We start from the raw sequence: 17,433 nt of genomic DNA on the forward strand, positions 1-17,433 counted from the left end.
TCGTTGGCACGCAACCACTTCATGGGACGGGGAGACGCATGCATGACGTGATCGTGGTGGGGGCCGGGCCGACCGGGGTGATGCTGGCGAACGAGCTCAGGCTGCACGAGGTGGACGTCGTCGTCCTCGACAGGGACCTCGAGCCCAACCCGATGGTCCGCTCCATGGGCCTGCATGCCCGCAGCATCGAGATCCTCGAGATGCGCGGCCTGTCGGAGGGCCTGCTGCCCTTGGGGACGACCCACCCGACCGACGGCTTCTTCGCCGGGATCCGGGCGAGCCAGCCGGTCGAGCTGGACACCACCCACCCCTACACGCTGGCGATCCCGCAGCCGCTGGTCGAGGAGGCCCTGCGCACGCGTGCCGCCGAGCTCGGCATCCCCATCCACCGCGGTGTCGAGGTCACCGGCGTGAGCCAGGACGACTCAGGCGCCGACGTCGGGCTCTCCGACGGCACGATCCTGCACGCGCACTGGGTCGTCGGCTGCGACGGGGGCCGGAGTGCAGTGCGGCGACTGCTCGACATCCCCTTCCCCGGGGAGCCCGCGCGCCGCCAGTGGATCCTTGGCGAGGCCGAGCTGACAGCTCCGCTCGACGAGGTCATGGCCGTTGTCCAGCGGGTCCACCAGACGCATCGCGGTTTCGGAGCCGGGCCGGTCGGGGACGGCGTCTATCGCATCGTCGTCCCCGCGGCGGACGTCGCGGACGAGGGCGCCCCGCCGCCCACGCTCGAGGACCTGCGGACGCAGCTCACGGCATACGCCGCAACGGATTTCGGTGTCCACTCGCCGAGGTGGCTGTCGCGCTTCGGTGACGCGACGCGGCTCGCCGAGCACTACCGCGTCGGGCGGGTGCTCCTCGCCGGCGATGCCGCGCACGTGCATCCGCCACAGGGCGGGCAGGGCCTGAACCTCGGCCTGCAGGACGCGTTCAACCTCGGCTGGAAGCTCGCGGCGACGGTCCGCGGCACTGCGCCAGAGGGTCTGCTCGACACCTACGAGTCCGAGCGGCACCCGGTGGGGCAGGAGGTCCTCACCGTGACCCGGGCGCAGGCCGAGCTGCAGTCGCCCGAGCCCGGACCGCGGGCCGTCAGGACGCTCCTCGCGGACGTGATGGAGCTCCCTGGCGTGCACGCCCACCTCCTCGGGAAGGTCACCTCTCTGGGAGTCCGGTATGCCGTGGGTGAGGGCTCGGACCTGCTCGGTCGCCGGCAGCGCGACGTCACCTTCGCCAGCGGCAGGAGATTGTATCCGTTGCTGCACAGCGGCCGCGGCGTGCTGGTGGACCAGACGGGCACGCTGTCACTCGAGGGTTGGGCTGATCGGGTCGACCTCGTGGCAGAGCTGAGCGACGAGCTCGAGGCTTCGGCGTTGCTGCTGCGTCCCGACGGGCACGTCGTCTGGGTGGGGGACAGCCAGCAGGATCTCCGCGAGGCACTTGTGCGTTGGTTCGGTGCCGCTGCAGGCTGAACCTCGGACGGTCAGCTCTTCATGCCTCGACCCGAGCAACCTCCAGGAGACCCGCATGCCCGCAGTCCACTCCGTCGCGTTCTCTCTGGTCGACGTCTTTGCGTCCCGACCCCTGACCGGCAACCCGGCCGCGGTCGTCCCTGATGCCGACGGACTGAGCCTGGAGCACATGCAGTCCTTGGCACGGGAGTTCAACCAGTCCGAGACGGTGTTCGTGGTGGCCGCCGACGACGACCGCGCGCACTGGCAGCTCCGCTCGTTCACCCCCGTCGGCGCGGAGGTGGGTGGCGCCGGGCACAACGTCCTCGCTGCCTGCCTGTGGCTGGTCGATCGTCGCCTGGCCGCGGATCTCACGGAGTTCGTCGTGCAGGTTGGAACGGACCTCTTCAGCACCGAGGTCTCCCGCGGTGGAGCCGACCCGGCCACGGTCACGGTCCGGCAGTCGGCACCGGAGTTCGGCTCGGTCCTGAGCGACCGCGACGCCCTCGTCGACGCCCTCGGACTCCTGCCAGGCGACCTGACCGACGACCCCGCGCAGGTGGTCTCGACCGGGGCGGGACACCTGATGGTGCCGATCGTCGACCGCGAGAGGGTGGATCGTGCCCGACCCGACCCACGCCGGTTGGCGTCAGTGCTCAGAACCGTTGCAGGAGAGGGGTGCTACGTCTACAGCCTCGATACGGTCGACGGTGACGCCGCGGCATACGCCCGCTTCTTCAATCCCACGATGGGCATCGTGGAGGACCCGGCGACCGGCACCGCCGCCGGCCCGCTCGTCGCCAAGCTGGTGGCCGAGGGGCGAGTGGCATCGGGTGCACCGGCGGTCATCGAACAAGGACACGCGCTGGGCCGCCCCAGTCGCATCCTCATCACCGTCGACGGCGCGGACGTCCGCATCAGCGGGGCCGGCCTGATCGTCGCCGACGGCACTGTCGTCGTCCAGCCGCCGAGCCGTTCCGCGAGCGCAACGCCGGTCAGGGCTTGAGCACGACCTTGATGCAGCCGTCCTCCTTCTTCTGGAAGGTCTCGTATGCCGCCGGCGCATCGTCGAGAGGCAGCCGGTGCGTTGCGAGCGTCTCGAGTCCGAGTGGGTCGCCGTCCTCCAGGACGACGGGGACGATGTCGTCGATCCACCGCTTGACGTGGCACTGACCCATCGCGAGCGTGAGTCCCTTGTCGAAGAGCTCCATCATCGGCATCGGGTCGGCCATCCCGCCGTAGACACCGCTGATCGACACGGTGCCACCGCGACGGGTCGCGCGGATGGCGTTGTGCAGGGCCGCCAGCCGGTCGATGCCCGCCTTCTTCATCAGGGGCTTGGCCATCTTGTCGGGGATGAGGCCCACTGCCTTGATGGCGGCGGCGGCGGCCGGGCTCCCGTGGGCCTCCATGCCGACCGCGTCGAGGGCACCGTCGACACCGCGGCCGTCGGTGAGCTCGTGGATCGCGGCGGGCACGTCGTCCTCGGAGCTGCTGATGACGGTCGCGCCGTACTGCTCAGCCTTGGCCATCCTCTCCGGCACGTTGTCGACGGCCACGACCTGCAGCCCACGATGGGCTCCTATGGCGACCGCGAGCAGTCCCACCGGACCGAGCCCGAAGACCGCGAGGCTGCCACCCTCCGGCACCGCGGCGAACTCCACGCCCTGCCAGGCCGTCGGAAGGATGTCCGAGAGATAGAGGAAGCGCTCGTCGCTGACGCCTTCCGGCACCGGGATGGGCCCGAACTGCGCCTGCGGCACCCGAAGGTACTCCGCCTGGCCGCCGGGGACCGAGCCGTAGAGCTCGGTGTAGCCGAAGAGCGCGGCGCCCTTGTCCTGCGAGCGGACCTGGGTCGTCTCGCACTGCGCCATGAAGCCACGGGTGCACATCCAGCAGTGACCACAGGAGATGTTGAAGGGGATGACCACGCGGTCGCCCGCGCGGATGTGGGTGACGTCGGGGCCGACCTCCTCGACGACGCCCATCGTCTCGTGCCCGAGCACGTCGCCGACCGAGAGGAAGGGGCCGAGCGGTCCGTAGAGGTGGAGGTCGGAACCGCAGATGGCCGTGGAGGTCACCTTGATGATGGCGTCGTTGGGCTGCTCGATGCGCGGGTCGGGGACCTCCTCGACGCGGACGTCCTCCGGGCCGTGCCAGGTGAGTGCTCTCATGTCGATGGTCCTTCCGTGTCGTCAGGCGGGCTCATGGTTCTTGCCACCCCTTGCGTCAGGGGAACCCCTTCACGCTAAGCCGCTCGACGAGCGCCGACCACCCCCCTTGGGGTGTGCCGCTGCCATCTCGCGGCGGCAGGCCGTTCCTCCTGGCGGCAACTCGACTCCATCTGGCCGGAATCCGCTCGAAGAGTGTCACCCCACCCGCCTACCGTTGAGCGAGTGACAACCCTCTCCGACGGCGCCGCATCCGCTCCTCACGAGTCGGCGGGGAGCACCGTCGACACCACGCATCCGGGCCACGGTGCGGGAGGGCTGGACTGGCGGGTGCTGGTCGCGATGAGCGTCACCCTCGTCCTCTGGGCGTCGGCCTTCGTGGCCATCCGCCACCTCGGCCGGGACGTGCCCGCCGGTGCACTCTCGCTCGGACGCCTGCTCGTGGCCTCAGCTGCCCTGTCGTTCCTGGTCTTTCGACGTCGGCCGACCTGGCCCAGGGGCCGCGACTGGTGGCTCCTCGTGGTCTGCGGGATCGGCTGGTTCGGCATCTACAACCTCGCCCTCAACGAGGCCGAGCGCCGGATCGACGCGGGCACCACGGCCCTGATCGTCCAGATCGGCCCGCTGATCGTGGCGTTGCTGGCGACGGTCTTCCTCGGCGAGCGCCTGACCCGGTGGCTGATCGCCGGCATGGTCGTCGGCTTCCTGGGGGTGGCGATCATCGCCCGCGGATTCTCTGGCGACGGTTCGGGCGACACGGTGGGCGTGTGGTTGGCGGTGCTGGCGGCCGTCACCTATGCGATCGGTGTGCTGGCGCAAAAACCACTGCTCGGCCGTATGCCGGGTCCCGAGGTGACGTGGATCGCGTGCGTCATCGGGACGGTGGTCTGCCTGCCGTGGGCCGGCGATCTCGTCGACGTGGTCACGGTGGCCGACGCCAGCACGCTGTGGTGGATCGCCTACCTCGGGATCTTCCCGACCGCCATCGCCTTCACGACCTGGGCCTACGTGCTGTCACGAGGCGACGCCGGCAAGGTGACCCTGACGACCTTCCTCGTGCCGTTCATCGCGACCCTGATCGCGTGGGCCCTCCTGGCAGAGGTGCCGCCGGCGCTCACCTTCGTCGGCGGTGGGCTCGCCATCGTCGGGGTCCTCCTCACCCGCGTCAGCCGCCGCGCTCAGCCGATGACCGTGAGCGAGTAGCCACCGACCTCCTCGATCTCGGTGTCGGTGTGGGCGAACCGGAGCAGGTGGGCGCCCGGCTTGTCGCCCGCGATGGCCCGGGCGAGGTCGACGGCATCGAGGCTCTGGAGGTCCCAGAGGTGGAGCAGGCCCTCGAGCAGGGCGCTGCCGGGGTCACCGTCCACGACGACGCCGATCTCGCCGTAGTAGTCGGGCCCGAGCTCCTCGATGAGTCGGCGACTGCCGTTCGCTTCGGCGAAAGGATGTCCGTCGCCGTCGCCGCCGACGCGGTGGCGGCCACGGTCCCGGACCAGGCCGTGCTCGATGGCAAGCGTCCACACCCGCGCACTGTCGGCGACCAGCCACCCGCCCTCAACCGCGAACATCGTGAGCAGATGCCGGCCGGTGCCGATGTCCACGCCCAGGCGGAGGGACTTCGGGTTCGGGGCGCGCAGGCGAGCTGCCGACCCGAACTCGGACCTGGTCGTGCCGAGGACGCCGCGCAGGAGCGGGACGACGGCAGCGCCACCGTGGACGAGCTCCAACGTGCCGGACCTGGTCACGGCCGCGCCGAGGGTGAAGAGCATCTCCTTCGCGCTCTGCGCTCCGGCGAGGATCGTGAGGTTGCGCTGCCCGACGTGGCGGTCGTTGTTGGCGTCCAGGACGCCGTTCCACTCGTCGAGGGGGCAGCGCACGCTCGCCATGAGGCACTCGTGACCGGTGAGGTCGGAGGGGATGTCCCAGGTGTGGTCGAGCTCGACGACGGCCACGGCTCCTGGTCGCGTGCGGTCCTCGAGATGCACCATGGCTCCGCCGATGAGCACCGGCTGGTATGCCGGGTTGCTCGGGTCCCCGCCGAAGAAGCCGGGGTTGACCGCCCAGGCGCGGACGTGGACGCCCATCGCCGGGAGGAGGCCGAGGTTCCAGATGCGGACGAAGACCCGGTAGCTGTTGCCGGAGGTCGGGCTCGCGACGAGCTGGCTGGGGTCGTAGGGGCCGGTCCAGCTCGCGTCGATGAGGGCGATGTCCGGTGACTCCCAGCACGGTCGTGGCGGCCAGGTCGGCCTCGCGCCACGGTCACCGGGGCTGAAGGCCCGGATGAGGAGGTAGGGGTAGACGTCCTCGCGGCGCGGTCGGTGCTCTCCGCCGATCTCCTTGATCACGGACTCGGCGTCGTCGCCCGCGTGACCCGGCTTCCAGTCCGGGTCGAGCTCACCGTCCGGAGCGTCGACGTGCCCAAACGAGCCGGGCGGGTCGGTGCCACGCTGGGCCTCGTCCTCCTTGGGCGTGAGGACCGGGTGCTCGTCGTCGTGGTCTCGCGTCGTCCTGCGCGACATGGTCATCCCCTCCCTTCCCGGAGCTGGTCTCGCCACCGTGGATCGGTGACGGGGTCGTGGTCGTGCTGCTCCAGGCAGGTCGGGGGACCGTCACCGGGCAGGTAGTGGACCGCCAGGTCCTGGGACTCGACGTACCAGAGGCCGGGCTGCGAGGGCAGGTCGTGGTCCGCATGGAAGCCCTGCGGCGAGGTGCACGGCTGCGGGTAGGAGTAGTCCTCGCCGAACTCCTGGTTGATGTCGGGGCGGCAGGTCTCCTTCCCCCGGTCCCAGTCCCAGCAGTGCCAGGCGTAGCCGCGGTCGGCGTCGAGGTTGAAGTCGGGGACGTCGAACTGCGACTGCCCGGACTTGGCCACCATCCGACCGACGAGGTAGAGCCCGTAGTCGACCGGCCCGCCGAGGTGCTCGTCCGAGGGCAGGTGGGTGTCGAGGGCGGCCAGGGTCTCGGCCGGTGACGCCGCCTTCTCCAACGATGCGCGCGCGCCGTCGTCACCGAGGAGGGCGGACAGCAGGATGGTCGAGTCGGAGCCGACGACGTAGGGGCCGACGTGGGTCTCCGCGCCCTCCTGGGCGACGCCGTCACCGGACTGGTTGGTCAGCGGGTAGCGCCAGGGGGCGATCCACTCCGACGCCTTGAACTCGTCGCCCGGGGCATCGGCGCGGTAGCGCAGCGGACTCGTGAGCCCGAGGGCTCCGGTGATGTCCGGCCGGCTGATGGCGCTGGGCAGGTCGCGGACGATGCCGCGGGGGTAGGCGCGGTCCAGCCCGCGCGGGTGCGCCGCGGTGAGTCGCCCGGAAGGTTCGGTGACCGGTCGGGGGGCGGACGGCATACCCAACGGGTTGTCCAGAGCGGAAGCGATGTCGTAGGTCCCCTCGTTGCCGAGCGTCGTCAGTCCCGTGTTGATCTCTGCCGGCTTCGGCATCGCAAAACCGGACATGACGAGTGCGCGGCGAGCCAGCAGGTAGGTGTTCCACAGCGGCACGATGACCGCCCAGTAGATGACGACGCGAGCCGGGAAGGTCGTGACGTCGACGATGAGCCCGGGCAGGACCGTGACCAGCCACACCACCACCTGCGCGATGTAGACGATCCACGCGAAGAACGCCAGGAGCAGGTCGAGCAGCGTGAACGAGTCGTCGTCGTCCACGTCGGCGCCGCGGCCCGGGTCGTCGTCGATGCCGGAACCCCCACCGCCGGGCGGGGTCGGGAAGGAGTGGTCGGTGAAGACGGTCGGAGGTGGCGGGAGCCGGAGGCTGATGGCGTCCGAGCTCGTCATCTTGAGGTAGCGGTAGACGATCTCCCACATCTGGGCCATCGCGTCCTCGTTCGGACGGCCGTCGGGGTCGCCGGTCGCCGGATCGGTCTCCGAGAACTGCGGGTCCTGGAGCAGGATGTGCGGCCCCTCGGACCCGTAGACCGACGACATCGCGTCGAGGAGGCCTCCGACGAGATGGCTCGGCAACGGCCCGGTCTCGAGGTCGAAGAAGCTGCGCCGGTGTGACGTCGCGGTCGGTCCGTCGTCGTTGTCGTATGCCGGGAAACCGCTCCAGTAGTCGTATGCCGGTGCGTCGTCACGACCGTTGTAGGGCGCGTCGTCACGGTGGCGAAAAGCGAGGCGGAAGTGGAGCGCGGAGGTGCCGTACTCCCCGTAGAGCGGCCCCGGGTTCCGCGCGCCGTAGTTCTCGGAGTCCATGTGGTTCTCGACGAGGTGGTGGCGCTGCCAGTGGTCGCGGTAGGGGCCACCGGACTTGGCGTTGGTGAAGGCGTGCCCGGTGACGTCGGTCGCGCAGTGCGACATCCAGCCGACGGCGAACGCGATCCTCGCCTCGGCGTCCTGCCGCTCGGCATCGGTGCCCGCGTTGTTCAGTGCCTGCTGCGCCTGCTGGAAGAGGACGAACGGGAACTGGTAGGTCCGCCGGTAGTGGAACATGTCTGACCAGTAGAACGCGTCGTCCCCGAACGCCTGTGGCACACCGGAGGTGAGCACTCCGAACCAGTCGCCCATCTCGGCGAGCAGGCCCTTGAACGCGGACAGGATCGACGAGATGACCTCGTCGAGGACCTGGGCGAGCTGGTTCGAGAGACCACCGGTGAGCTGGGAGGCGAGCTGGGAGGTGTTCGTCGAGATGGGGTCGATCCACTTCTCCCACTTGGCGATGAACTCGGCGTCGAGGACCTCCCACACGTCGAGCGCCCACTGGACGACCTGGCGGATGACCTGGCCCGTCGTGTTCTTGAAGTCGGGCAGCAGGTAGAAGAGGTCGGGTCCGAGCGCGCCGAGCTCGAGGTAGTTGCGCCAGGTGTGGCAGTGCTCGCCGATCGCCTGGGCGTCGCCGACGGAGATGGGGAAGCCCGCGGGCACCGCCCCCGTCCGCAGTCGGTCCGCCGAGCCGTGGGCAGCTTCCAAGTGGACGTACCAACCGGGCATGACGACCTCCAGTGCGACGAAACCGACGGGTTCTCGTGAGGAAGGAGTCATGGGACGGCTGCCAGATACGTCGACGCCGAAGATGTCCGCAGGCGTCCTCGGCCGGTGCCGTGCCTTCGTACTGTCCGATGGTGCGAGGGGATCGGACAGTACCCGCGTCTCCGGTTGACGCGGTCCGGCTGGCGCCACGACTCTCGGGCGAGACATCGTCGTCGCCCCATGAAGGAACAGCCAGATGCGCACCGTGACCCGCTCGCTCAGCATCATCGTCCTTGCCGCCACTGCCTTCGGCCCGGTCCTGCCCTCCGCGGCAGCGTCGGCGACACCGGCAGCACCGGGCGCACCAGCGGCCGCGGCCGCGTCCGAGCCACGTGCCGCAGTCGGCAGCTTCGCCGCTCCGGCCTTCGCGACCTCCTTCGAGGAGGGGGACCCGCAGGCGAGCTGGGTCGACACCCCGGACCTCGACGCTCAGGGCAGACCGCGAGCGGCCGGCGTCACCGGCGCCTCCATCCTGGGTCGCGGCCCCAGCACGGTCACCGGCCCCGACCTGCTCGCGGCCCCCACCGACCAGCTCGGCTGGGAGGGTCCCTTCCAGAACGGCGTCGGGTCCGTCCCGGGCACGATCGCCTCGACCACCACCACCGCCGGAGAGCCAGCGGTCCGGTGGTCGATGCAGTCACAGGGCGAGACCTGGATCCAGGTGCCCATGCCCGGGCTCGCGCTCGGGACGACCTATCGTGCCCAGGTCACCCTGCAGGGCGCCGGAGAAGCTCTTCCTCAACGTCTACAGCGGGTCGAGCGACGTCGGCGGCGAGGCCGTCACGCTGACCGACACGCCCCAGACGCTGACCGTCGACCTCACGACCCCCGGCAGCCGGGGCGGGACACCGCAGTTCCAGATCCGCACGCGTACCCGCGGCACGATCAACGCCGTCGTCTCCGCCCCGTCGGTGCAGAAGCTGGTCCCCGGCGCCGTCGACTTCCCCGGCAACGTCACCGACCAGGTCGTGAAGGTCACGGCCAGCCGGGAGAACGCGCCGAACGAGACCGCGGCCAAGCTGGCCGACGGCGACGTCGGCACCAAGTGGCTCGCCGGAGGTCGCAGCAACTGGGTGACCTACGAGCTCGCTGCACCGGCGGCTGTCGTCGCCTATGCACTGGGAAGCTGCCAACGACGCCCCCGGGCGCGACCCGCGCGACTGGGCGCTGCAGGGCTCCACGAACGGCACCAGCTGGACGCCTCTGGACACCCGGGCCAACCAGGGCTTCCCCAACCGCTTCCAGACCCGGCAGTACTCCTTCACCAACACCACGGCATACCGGTTCTATCGCCTGAACATCACGGCGAACGCCGGTGACGACGGCACGCAGCTCGCCGAGTGGCTGCTGTCGACCAAGGCGATCCCGCCCACGGACATGACGACCACCGTGGGTTCGGGCCCCGGCGACGCCTACAACTCCCGGCCGAACGTCGGGTTCACCGGCACGGCTGCCCTGCACTACATGGGCGCCCACACGGCTGAGGGACGCGGATACTCCTACAACAAGGTGCTCGACGTCGACCTCCCGGTCACCGCGACGACAGAGCTCGCCTACAAGATCTTCCCCGAGCTCACCGGTGGTGACCTGAGCTACCCGAGCACGCACGCGGCCGTGGACCTCGCCTTCACCGACGGGACGCACCTCAGCAACCTGCAGGCGCGTGACCAGCACGGCAGGGAGCTCAGCCCGCAGGGACAGGGCGCCGCCAAGGTCCTCTACGCGAACCAGTGGAACTCCGTGGTCTCCTCCATCGGCGCCGTCGCCGAGGGCAAGACGATCGACCGCATCGTGGTGGCCTACGACAAGCCCGAGGGACCCGCCGACTTCGGCGGCTGGATCGACGACATCTCGGTGGGCGCTGCGAAGAAGGCGGCCACCACGTCGACCCGACCCTCGGACCACGTCATCACCACCCGTGGCACCAACTCGAGCGACCGCTTCTCCCGGGGCAACACGATCCCCGCGACCACGGTCCCGCACGGGTTCAACTTCTGGACTCCCGTGACGAACGCCGGCACCACGCGCTGGTTGTACGACTACGCCAAGGGCAACAACGCACAGAACCGCCCGCAGCTGCAGGCGCTCGCCCTGAGCCACCAGCCCAGTCCGTGGATGGGTGACCGCCAGACCTTCCAGGTCATGCCGTCCGCCAAGGCCGGCGTCCCCGCAGCCGGACGGGCTGCTCGCGCGCTGACCTTCAGCCACGACAACGAGGTCGCCAAGCCGCACTACTACGGCGTCACCTTCGACAACGGCCTGAAGGCGGAGATCACGCCGACCGACCACGCCGCGTTGATGCGGTTCACCTACCCCGGTGACCAGACGAGCCTGGTGCTGGACAACATCAACGACGCCGGTGGACTCACCCTCAACCCCGCCGACCGGTCGATCTCCGGCTACACCGATGTCGGCAGTGGCGACAACTCCCTGGGCATGACGCGGATGTTCGTCCACGCGACCTTCGACGCCGCGGTCACGGACAGCGGCAAGCTCGACGGAGGGGGCGGGGGCGACGTCACCGGCTTCCTGCGCTTCGACGCGGGAGCCGACCGAACCGTGACGATGCGGATCGCCACCTCACTGATCAGCCTCGAGCAGGCGAAGAAGAACCTCGCGCTCGAGATCGCCCCGACCGACAGCTTCGAGGACGTGCGGGATCGGGCCCAGACCATGTGGGACGAGAAGCTCGGCGTCATCGACGTGGAGGGCGCCACCCCTGACCAGCGGACCACCCTCTACTCGAACCTCTACCGGCTGAGCGTCTACCCGAACTCCGGCCACGAGAACGTCGGCACCGCCGCCGCTCCTGTCCTCAAGCACGCGGTGCAGTCCTCTGTCTCCACCGACCCGTCACCCGGTGCGACCACCCCCACCACCACGGGCGCCCGCGTCACCGACGGCAAGGTCTACGTCAACAACGGCTTCTGGGACACCTATCGCACGACCTGGCCTGCCTACTCGATGCTCTATCCCACCCAGGCCGGAGAGATGGTCAACGGCTTCCTCCAGCAGTACAAGGACTCCGGGTGGGTCTCGCGCTGGTCCGCTCCCGGCTACGCGAACAGCATGACGGGCACCAGCTCGGACGTGGCGTTCGCCGACGCCTACCTCAAGGATGTGCCGGGCATCGACGTGCAGACGATGTATGACGCGGCGCTCAAGAATGCGGAGGTGGCGCCGCCGAACGAGAACGTCGGCCGCAAGGGTGCGGACCGGGGCCTCTTCCTCGGATACACACCGACCTCGGTGCACGAGAGCGCGTCCTGGTCGCTCGAGGGCTACGTCAACGACTACGGGATCGCCAACCTGTCGAAGAAGCTCTACGACAGCACCGATGCGAGCGACCCGCGTCACGCGGAGTACAAGCAGAACTACGACTACTTCCTCAGCCGGGCCCAGGACTACGTCAGGCTCTTCAACCCCAAGGTCGGCTTCTTCCAGGGCCGCACCGAGACCGGCGCCTGGCGCCAGTCCTCCGCGGACTTCGACCCGAAGGTCTGGGGCTATGAGTTCACCGAGTCCAACGGATGGAACTTCGCCTTCCACGCCCCGCAGGACGGCAAGGGTCTGGCCAACCTGCTCGGTGGGAGGTCCGCCCTGGGTGACAAGCTCGACGAGTTCTTCGCCACCCCGGAGACCGCCGAGCTGCCCGGCTCCTACGGCCGCCCCATCCACGAGATGCTCGAGGCACGGGACGTGCGCCAGGGTCAGTGGGGCCTGTCCAACCAGCTGTCGCACCACATCCCCTACATGTACAACTACGCCGGTGAGCCCTCGAAGGGGGCGGCCGCCATCCGCGAGGCACTCGCCCGCAGCTTCACAGGGAGCGAGATCGGCCAGGGCTACCCGGGCGACGAGGACAACGGCGAGCTCTCGGCGTGGCAGGTCTTCAGCTCACTCGGCTTCTATCCGCTGCAGATGGGCTCACCGACCTACGCCATCGGCTCCCCACAGTTCACGAAGGCGACGGTGCACCTCGAGGGCGGCAAGTCCCTCGTGATCAGCGCGCCGAAGAACAGCGCTTCCAACGTCTACGTCCAGGGCGTGCGCGTCAACGGAGTGGCGCAGTCGCGGACCTGGTTCTCCCACGACCAGATCGTCGCCGGCGGGACCATCGAGTTCGACATGGGCGCGACGCCGTCGGCGTGGGGCACCGGTCCGAACGACGCGCCGCCCTCCATCACCGAGGGCACCCGGGTCCCCTCCCCGCTCACGGACGTGACCGGACCGGGCAAGGGCACGTCCCGCAGCAGCGAGACGGGCAAGGACGGGGCCTCCCTGTTCGACGACACCTCCGGCACGAGGGTCACGTTCGCGGGCACGTCTCCGAAGGTGAGCTTCGGGCTGGGCGGAACGACCGCACGGGTCACGAGCTACACGCTCACCTCCCCGGCCACCGAGGACGAGCCGAGCAGCTGGGTCCTCGAGGGGTCCCAGAACGGCACGACCTGGACCCCGCTGGACAGGCGCACGAACGAGAAGTTCTCGTGGCGCCTGCAGACCAAGCCCTTCGCGGTTGCCACCCCCGGGATCTACCGCCACTACCGGCTGTCGGTCACCGCGAGCCGTGGCACGGCCTCCACCTCACTTGCTGAGGTGCAGCTGCTGGCGCGGGCACCGCAGGTCGCGGAGCTCCAGTCGGCCGTCGACCGGGCACGCAAGGGTGGCGGGCTCAACCCCAGCACCGCTCAGGACCTGACCGCACTGCTCACCCAGGCCGCGCAGGCCGAGGCGGCGAACGACACGGCTGCGGTGATGGCCGCGCTGGAGAAGGTCCGGGCGATCCTCGTCGAGTCCCCCTCCAACCGGATCGAGCCCGCCGCGCGTGACGCGATCCTCCTGGTGCTGTCACAGTGGATGAGCCCGGCCACGGGCCTCCCGCAGCTGCGCGAGCAGGTGGCCGCGCTGCAGCGGAGCGGTGACATCCAGAAGGGGACCGCGGCCGAGCTGCTCGCCATCGTGACCAAGGCCCAACAGGCCGAGGCCGGAAGCCATGCGGTCGAGCTGCGCACGCAGCTCACGGCGCTGCGATCGGCCGTCGCCGGCGCACGGGCCAACAAGGTGAGTGAGAAGGCGAAGGGCATCCTGCTCCCGCTGATCGACACCCTGCTCGTCACCCCCGCGTCGGTCACCCGCACCAAGGACGCCGTGGGCGTGCTGATGGAGTCCTACGACCCGGTGAAGGCGTGGTTCCCGTCGAGCTGGTGGAACTCAGCGGTCGCCCTGGAGACCGTCGGGGACTACATGAAGCGCACCGGAGACCGGCAGTACCTCGATGAGATGGACAGGACGTTCGAGAGGAACAAGGGCGTGTTCCCGGCGGGAGAGCTGTCAGGTGACCCGTTGCTGGGGAACTTCACCTCCCGGGCCATCGACGACTCGGAATGGTGGGCGTCGACCTGGCTGGAGGCGTACGACCTGACGAAGGACAAGAAGTACCTGGACATGGCCGTGACCATCGGGGACTTCGTCCAGGGCTACTGGGACACGACGTGTGGCGGTGGCGTGTGGTGGGACGCGGAGAAGACCTACAAGAACGCGGTCACCACAGGGCTGTACGTGCGGCTCACGGCCGAGCTGCACAACCGCATCGCGGGTGACACCGTGTGGCTCGAACGGTCGCAGGCGGGTTGGAAGTGGTTGATGGGAAGCGGGATGGTCAACGCGGACGGCCTCGTCAACGACGGTCTCACCGGGGCCTGCGCCAACAACGGCGGCACCGTGTGGAGCTACAACCAGGGTCTCTTCATCGGTGCGGGACTCGAGCTCTGGCGGGCGACCGGCGACGCCCAGGTGCTCGCGACCTCCCGTCGGCTGGCCGACGCGGCGATCACCTCGCCGGCCCTGGTCACCGACGGCGTGCTGACCGAGAAGTGCGACGCCGTCGACGCGAGCTGCGACGACAACGCCAAGCAGTTCAAGGGCGTGTTCATGCGCTACTTCATGGACCTCAACGACACGGTGAAGGACCCTCGCTACCAGGCGTTCGTCGACCGCCAGGCGACGAGCGTGTGGACCAAGGACCGTGACGGCGAGGGTCGTCTCGGGCAGCGCTGGGCGGGTGCCGACAGCGTCGCGCACCCGAACGTGTTCGACTGGCGGACCCAGGCGAGCGCACTGAGTGCGCTGATCGCGGCGGTGCCGAAGGACTGACCGGCCACCTGGCACGGTCTACCGCGGCCTCTCCACCCTCCGATCAAGGGTGGGGAGGTCGCGGACTCCTGTCTCAGGCGGTCTGCTCGCGCAGGTAGCGGCCGAAGTGCGGCACGGTGAACGCGATGCGACCCCGCTCCCCCGAGTAGATGAGCCCCTTCTTGAGCAGGGCATCGCGCGCCGGCGACAAGGACTGGGGCTTGCGACCCAGATGGGTCGCCACGTCCGAGGTCGGCACGGACTCGATCTCGTCGAGCTCCTCGGCCCCGCCGTCCGCGATCGCCACCGCCACGTCGGCCATGGCGCGCAGGTACTCCCGCTCCCCCGGCGTCGCCCGCTCGAACCGTGACCCGAAGAAGCCCACCGCCAGCTCCGACTCCGCCTCCGGCGCAGCCACCCGCACGTCGTCGACGGTCACGGGCGAGCGAGGCGCCCGGTCCCACGCCGCCTTGCCATAGGCCTGGATGAAGTAGGGATAGCCGCCGGTCGCGGCATACATGGCATCGAGAGCCGCCGACTCGTAGGCCGCACCCTCCTCCTCGGCGGGCACGACGAGCGCCGCATCGGCCGCCGCGCGCGGGAGCCGATCGATCCGTGAGTAGCGGAACAGCCTCTCCGAGTAGGACTTCGACGCCGACAGCACCGCTGGGAGGTGCGGCAGCCCGGCCCCGACGACGATGACCGGCAGCCCCGACTGGGAGATCTCGTGGCAGGCCGCGCAGAGCGCCGACACGTCATCGGGTCCGAGATCCTGCATCTCGTCGATGAAGACCGCGATGCCGCGACCGGTGTCGGACGCCAACCCGCCCACATCGGTGAGCAGCTCGACGAGGTCGATCTCGATGTCACCCGAGTCGGCCCGGCCTGACGCGGCCGGGGCGTCGATGCCCGGGTTCCACCGCTCACGCAGCTTCGCGCCAGCCGGTGCGTCACGTTGCGCGAACGCCTTGATCACCCCGAGGACGTGCTGCACCTCGTCGTCGTTGGAGTGACCCAGCTCCCGGACGGCCTGGTGCAGCGCCGAGGACAGCGGCCGCCGCAACGACTGGTCCGGCCGCGCCTCGAGCTTGCCCGTCCCCCACTTCGCGCGAACAGCGGCTGACCGCAACGCATTGAGCAAAACGGTCTTGCCGACGCCTCGCAGCCCGGTCAGGACGATGGAGCGCTCCGGCCGGCCACGCGAGATGCGTTCGAGCACGACCTCGAAGGCGTCGAGCTGCTCGTCACGGCCGGCGAGCTCGGGCGGGCGCTGGCCGGCGCCAGGGGCATAGGGGTTCCTGATCGGGTCCACGATGGCACCGTATCCGTATGTCTAGGGCGGACGGCATACATCCGAATAAGCCGGTATGCCGTGTCGCCCGAACGCCGTGTGCCGTGCACCCCAGGGAGAGCGCACGGCACACGGCGTGGTGACCGACCCGTCAGTCGCCGTAGCGGTTCTGGATCGACACGTGCACGTGGTCGTAGTGACCACCGGTCACGCCGGAGCCACCGGTGTAGGTTCGCCAGCCCTCGGAGGCCCGGCCGACGCTCCAGATCTTCCCGTCCCAGATGACGTAGCGGACCTGGAGGCGGACGGCGTACTGCTTGACCCACTCGGCGAGCTTCCAGCCCTGGGCCTTCTGGGTGGCGTTCGGGTAGGTGCCGATGGCGCTGGAGATCGTGCAGTCGAGCGCGTTCCCGGTGTTGTGGTTCGACGTCGAGTCCTGGTAGGAGCGGTAGTCACCGACGAAGCACTGGGTCTCGCCCGTGAGGCGGGCGATCTCGTTGTCGACGAACTGTGTGCGCGCGGTCGCGCTGGGCGCCCGGGTGATCGCCTCGGGGTGGGGGTTGGTGCCCGGAGCGCCATAGCTGCTGCCGGCCGACCCACCGAAGCGGTGCGAGGCGTTCTGGTTCTTCAGGGTGGCGTTGAGGTTGGCCTTGACGCCACTGCCGACGCTCTGGCTCGCCCCGCCGTAGCCGCTGTTGAAGAAGACCGTGACGTTGCCCGACGTACGGTTCCACACCGAGGCGGCCGCGTTCTTGACGCACAGGCCCTGGCCGGCACCGGCACCCTTGAAGTCGTAGCACTCCGGCTGAGAGGCGCCGTAGTCGTCGATCGACCCCGCGAAGTCCGAGACCGACCCGAGCTGGCCGCTGTTGTAGTAGAGGCAGAACTCGCCCGCCTGACAGACACCGTCACGCGCAGCGGCCTGCGCAGAGGTTGCGGTCGCGGTCAGCACGGCCGCGCTGAGCAGCGATCCGACGAGACCGGCATACGCGATCCTTTTCACCAAGGCTCTCCTTCATCAGGGCGAGACAGGGGAGCTCGCCGGTCCCGGGCGTCTGCCCGCTGTTCAGAGAGTCCGGTATGCCGCTGCGAAACCGCTGCGGTTGCGCTGCGCCTTCTCGGGGGGCTCGCTGCCGAACCAAGGGGGTGCGCGCTGAGGCTCCGGCCTCGCGCCGCTGAGCGAGCGTTGGTTGTTGCAACCAGGTGGTGCGCCGGTGCCCGCAGGCACTCGGCGCACCGTCCCGGCCGCCCCTCCAGTCGTGGCCCACAGGCGCGTCGTCGCCGTGGGCCCGCCAGAAGTCATGTGAGCGCCGACGGCCACTGGGGACCATCGGCGATCCGATGCACGCGTTGGCGTGCTCGCAAAACATACCCTGCGGTATGTGATTGCGGAAGTGATTGCGA

The 17,433-nt window shown here is 69.5% G+C and carries 11 protein-coding genes; 5 read left to right on the plus strand and 6 right to left on the minus strand.

The window, feature by feature from the left end:
• Positions 1–38: 38 nt before the first annotated feature.
• Positions 39–1,469, plus strand: coding sequence for an FAD-dependent monooxygenase (locus ACZZ98_RS07545; RefSeq protein ID WP_463515654.1), 1,431 nt, complete (start codon positions 39–41; stop codon positions 1,467–1,469).
• Positions 1,470–1,524: 55 nt separating this feature from the next.
• Positions 1,525–2,454, plus strand: a complete 930-nt coding sequence (locus ACZZ98_RS07550) for a PhzF family phenazine biosynthesis protein (protein ID WP_463515655.1) — start codon at positions 1,525–1,527, stop codon at positions 2,452–2,454.
• Here ACZZ98_RS07550 and ACZZ98_RS07555 read toward each other — a convergent pair.
• Positions 2,444–3,622: a zinc-dependent alcohol dehydrogenase gene (locus ACZZ98_RS07555; protein ID WP_463515656.1), complete on the minus strand. Its 1,179-nt coding sequence runs from the start codon at positions 3,620–3,622 to the stop codon at positions 2,444–2,446. The genes ACZZ98_RS07550 and ACZZ98_RS07555 overlap by 11 nt on opposite strands.
• A 222-nt stretch (positions 3,623–3,844) precedes the next feature.
• Here ACZZ98_RS07555 and ACZZ98_RS07560 point away from each other — a divergent pair, with 222 nt between their 5' ends.
• Positions 3,845–4,822, plus strand: coding sequence for a DMT family transporter (locus ACZZ98_RS07560; RefSeq protein WP_463515657.1), 978 nt, complete (start codon positions 3,845–3,847; stop codon positions 4,820–4,822).
• Here ACZZ98_RS07560 and ACZZ98_RS07565 read toward each other — a convergent pair.
• The 3 genes from ACZZ98_RS07565 to ACZZ98_RS07575 form a co-directional block, all read right to left on the minus strand.
• The gene (locus ACZZ98_RS07565) at positions 4,798–6,138 is read right to left on the minus strand and encodes a hypothetical protein (protein ID WP_463515658.1); all 1,341 of its coding nucleotides are present in this window, start codon (positions 6,136–6,138) and stop codon (positions 4,798–4,800) included. The genes ACZZ98_RS07560 and ACZZ98_RS07565 overlap by 25 nt on opposite strands.
• Before the next feature lie 2 nt (positions 6,139–6,140).
• Positions 6,141–8,615, minus strand: a complete 2,475-nt coding sequence (locus ACZZ98_RS07570) for a zinc dependent phospholipase C family protein (protein ID WP_463515659.1) — start codon at positions 8,613–8,615, stop codon at positions 6,141–6,143.
• A gap of 417 nt (positions 8,616–9,032) precedes the next feature.
• On the minus strand, positions 9,033–9,272 hold the full coding sequence (locus ACZZ98_RS07575) for a hypothetical protein (protein ID WP_463515660.1): 240 nt from the start codon (positions 9,270–9,272) through the stop codon (positions 9,033–9,035).
• A 29-nt stretch (positions 9,273–9,301) separates the two neighbouring features.
• On the opposite strand from ACZZ98_RS07575, the gene ACZZ98_RS07580 reads away from it, so the two are divergent.
• Together ACZZ98_RS07580 and ACZZ98_RS07585 are read left to right on the plus strand one after the other, a co-directional pair.
• The gene (locus ACZZ98_RS07580) at positions 9,302–9,922 is read left to right on the plus strand and encodes a hypothetical protein (protein ID WP_463515661.1); all 621 of its coding nucleotides are present in this window, start codon (positions 9,302–9,304) and stop codon (positions 9,920–9,922) included.
• 145 nt (positions 9,923–10,067) lie between these two features.
• On the plus strand, positions 10,068–14,759 hold the full coding sequence (locus tag ACZZ98_RS07585; protein ID WP_463517744.1) for a GH92 family glycosyl hydrolase: 4,692 nt from the start codon (positions 10,068–10,070) through the stop codon (positions 14,757–14,759).
• A gap of 73 nt (positions 14,760–14,832) precedes the next feature.
• On the opposite strand, the gene ACZZ98_RS07590 is transcribed toward ACZZ98_RS07585, so the two are convergent.
• Complete coding sequence (locus ACZZ98_RS07590; protein WP_463515662.1) at positions 14,833–16,050, minus strand: ATP-binding protein; 1,218 nt, start codon at positions 16,048–16,050, stop codon at positions 14,833–14,835.
• A gap of 130 nt (positions 16,051–16,180) precedes the next feature.
• On the minus strand, positions 16,181–17,032 hold the full coding sequence (locus ACZZ98_RS07595) for a peptidase inhibitor family I36 protein (RefSeq protein WP_463515663.1): 852 nt from the start codon (positions 17,030–17,032) through the stop codon (positions 16,181–16,183).
• Between the last annotated feature and the right edge of the window lie 401 nt (positions 17,033–17,433).

The organism is Knoellia sp. AC549 (assembly GCF_979258975.1).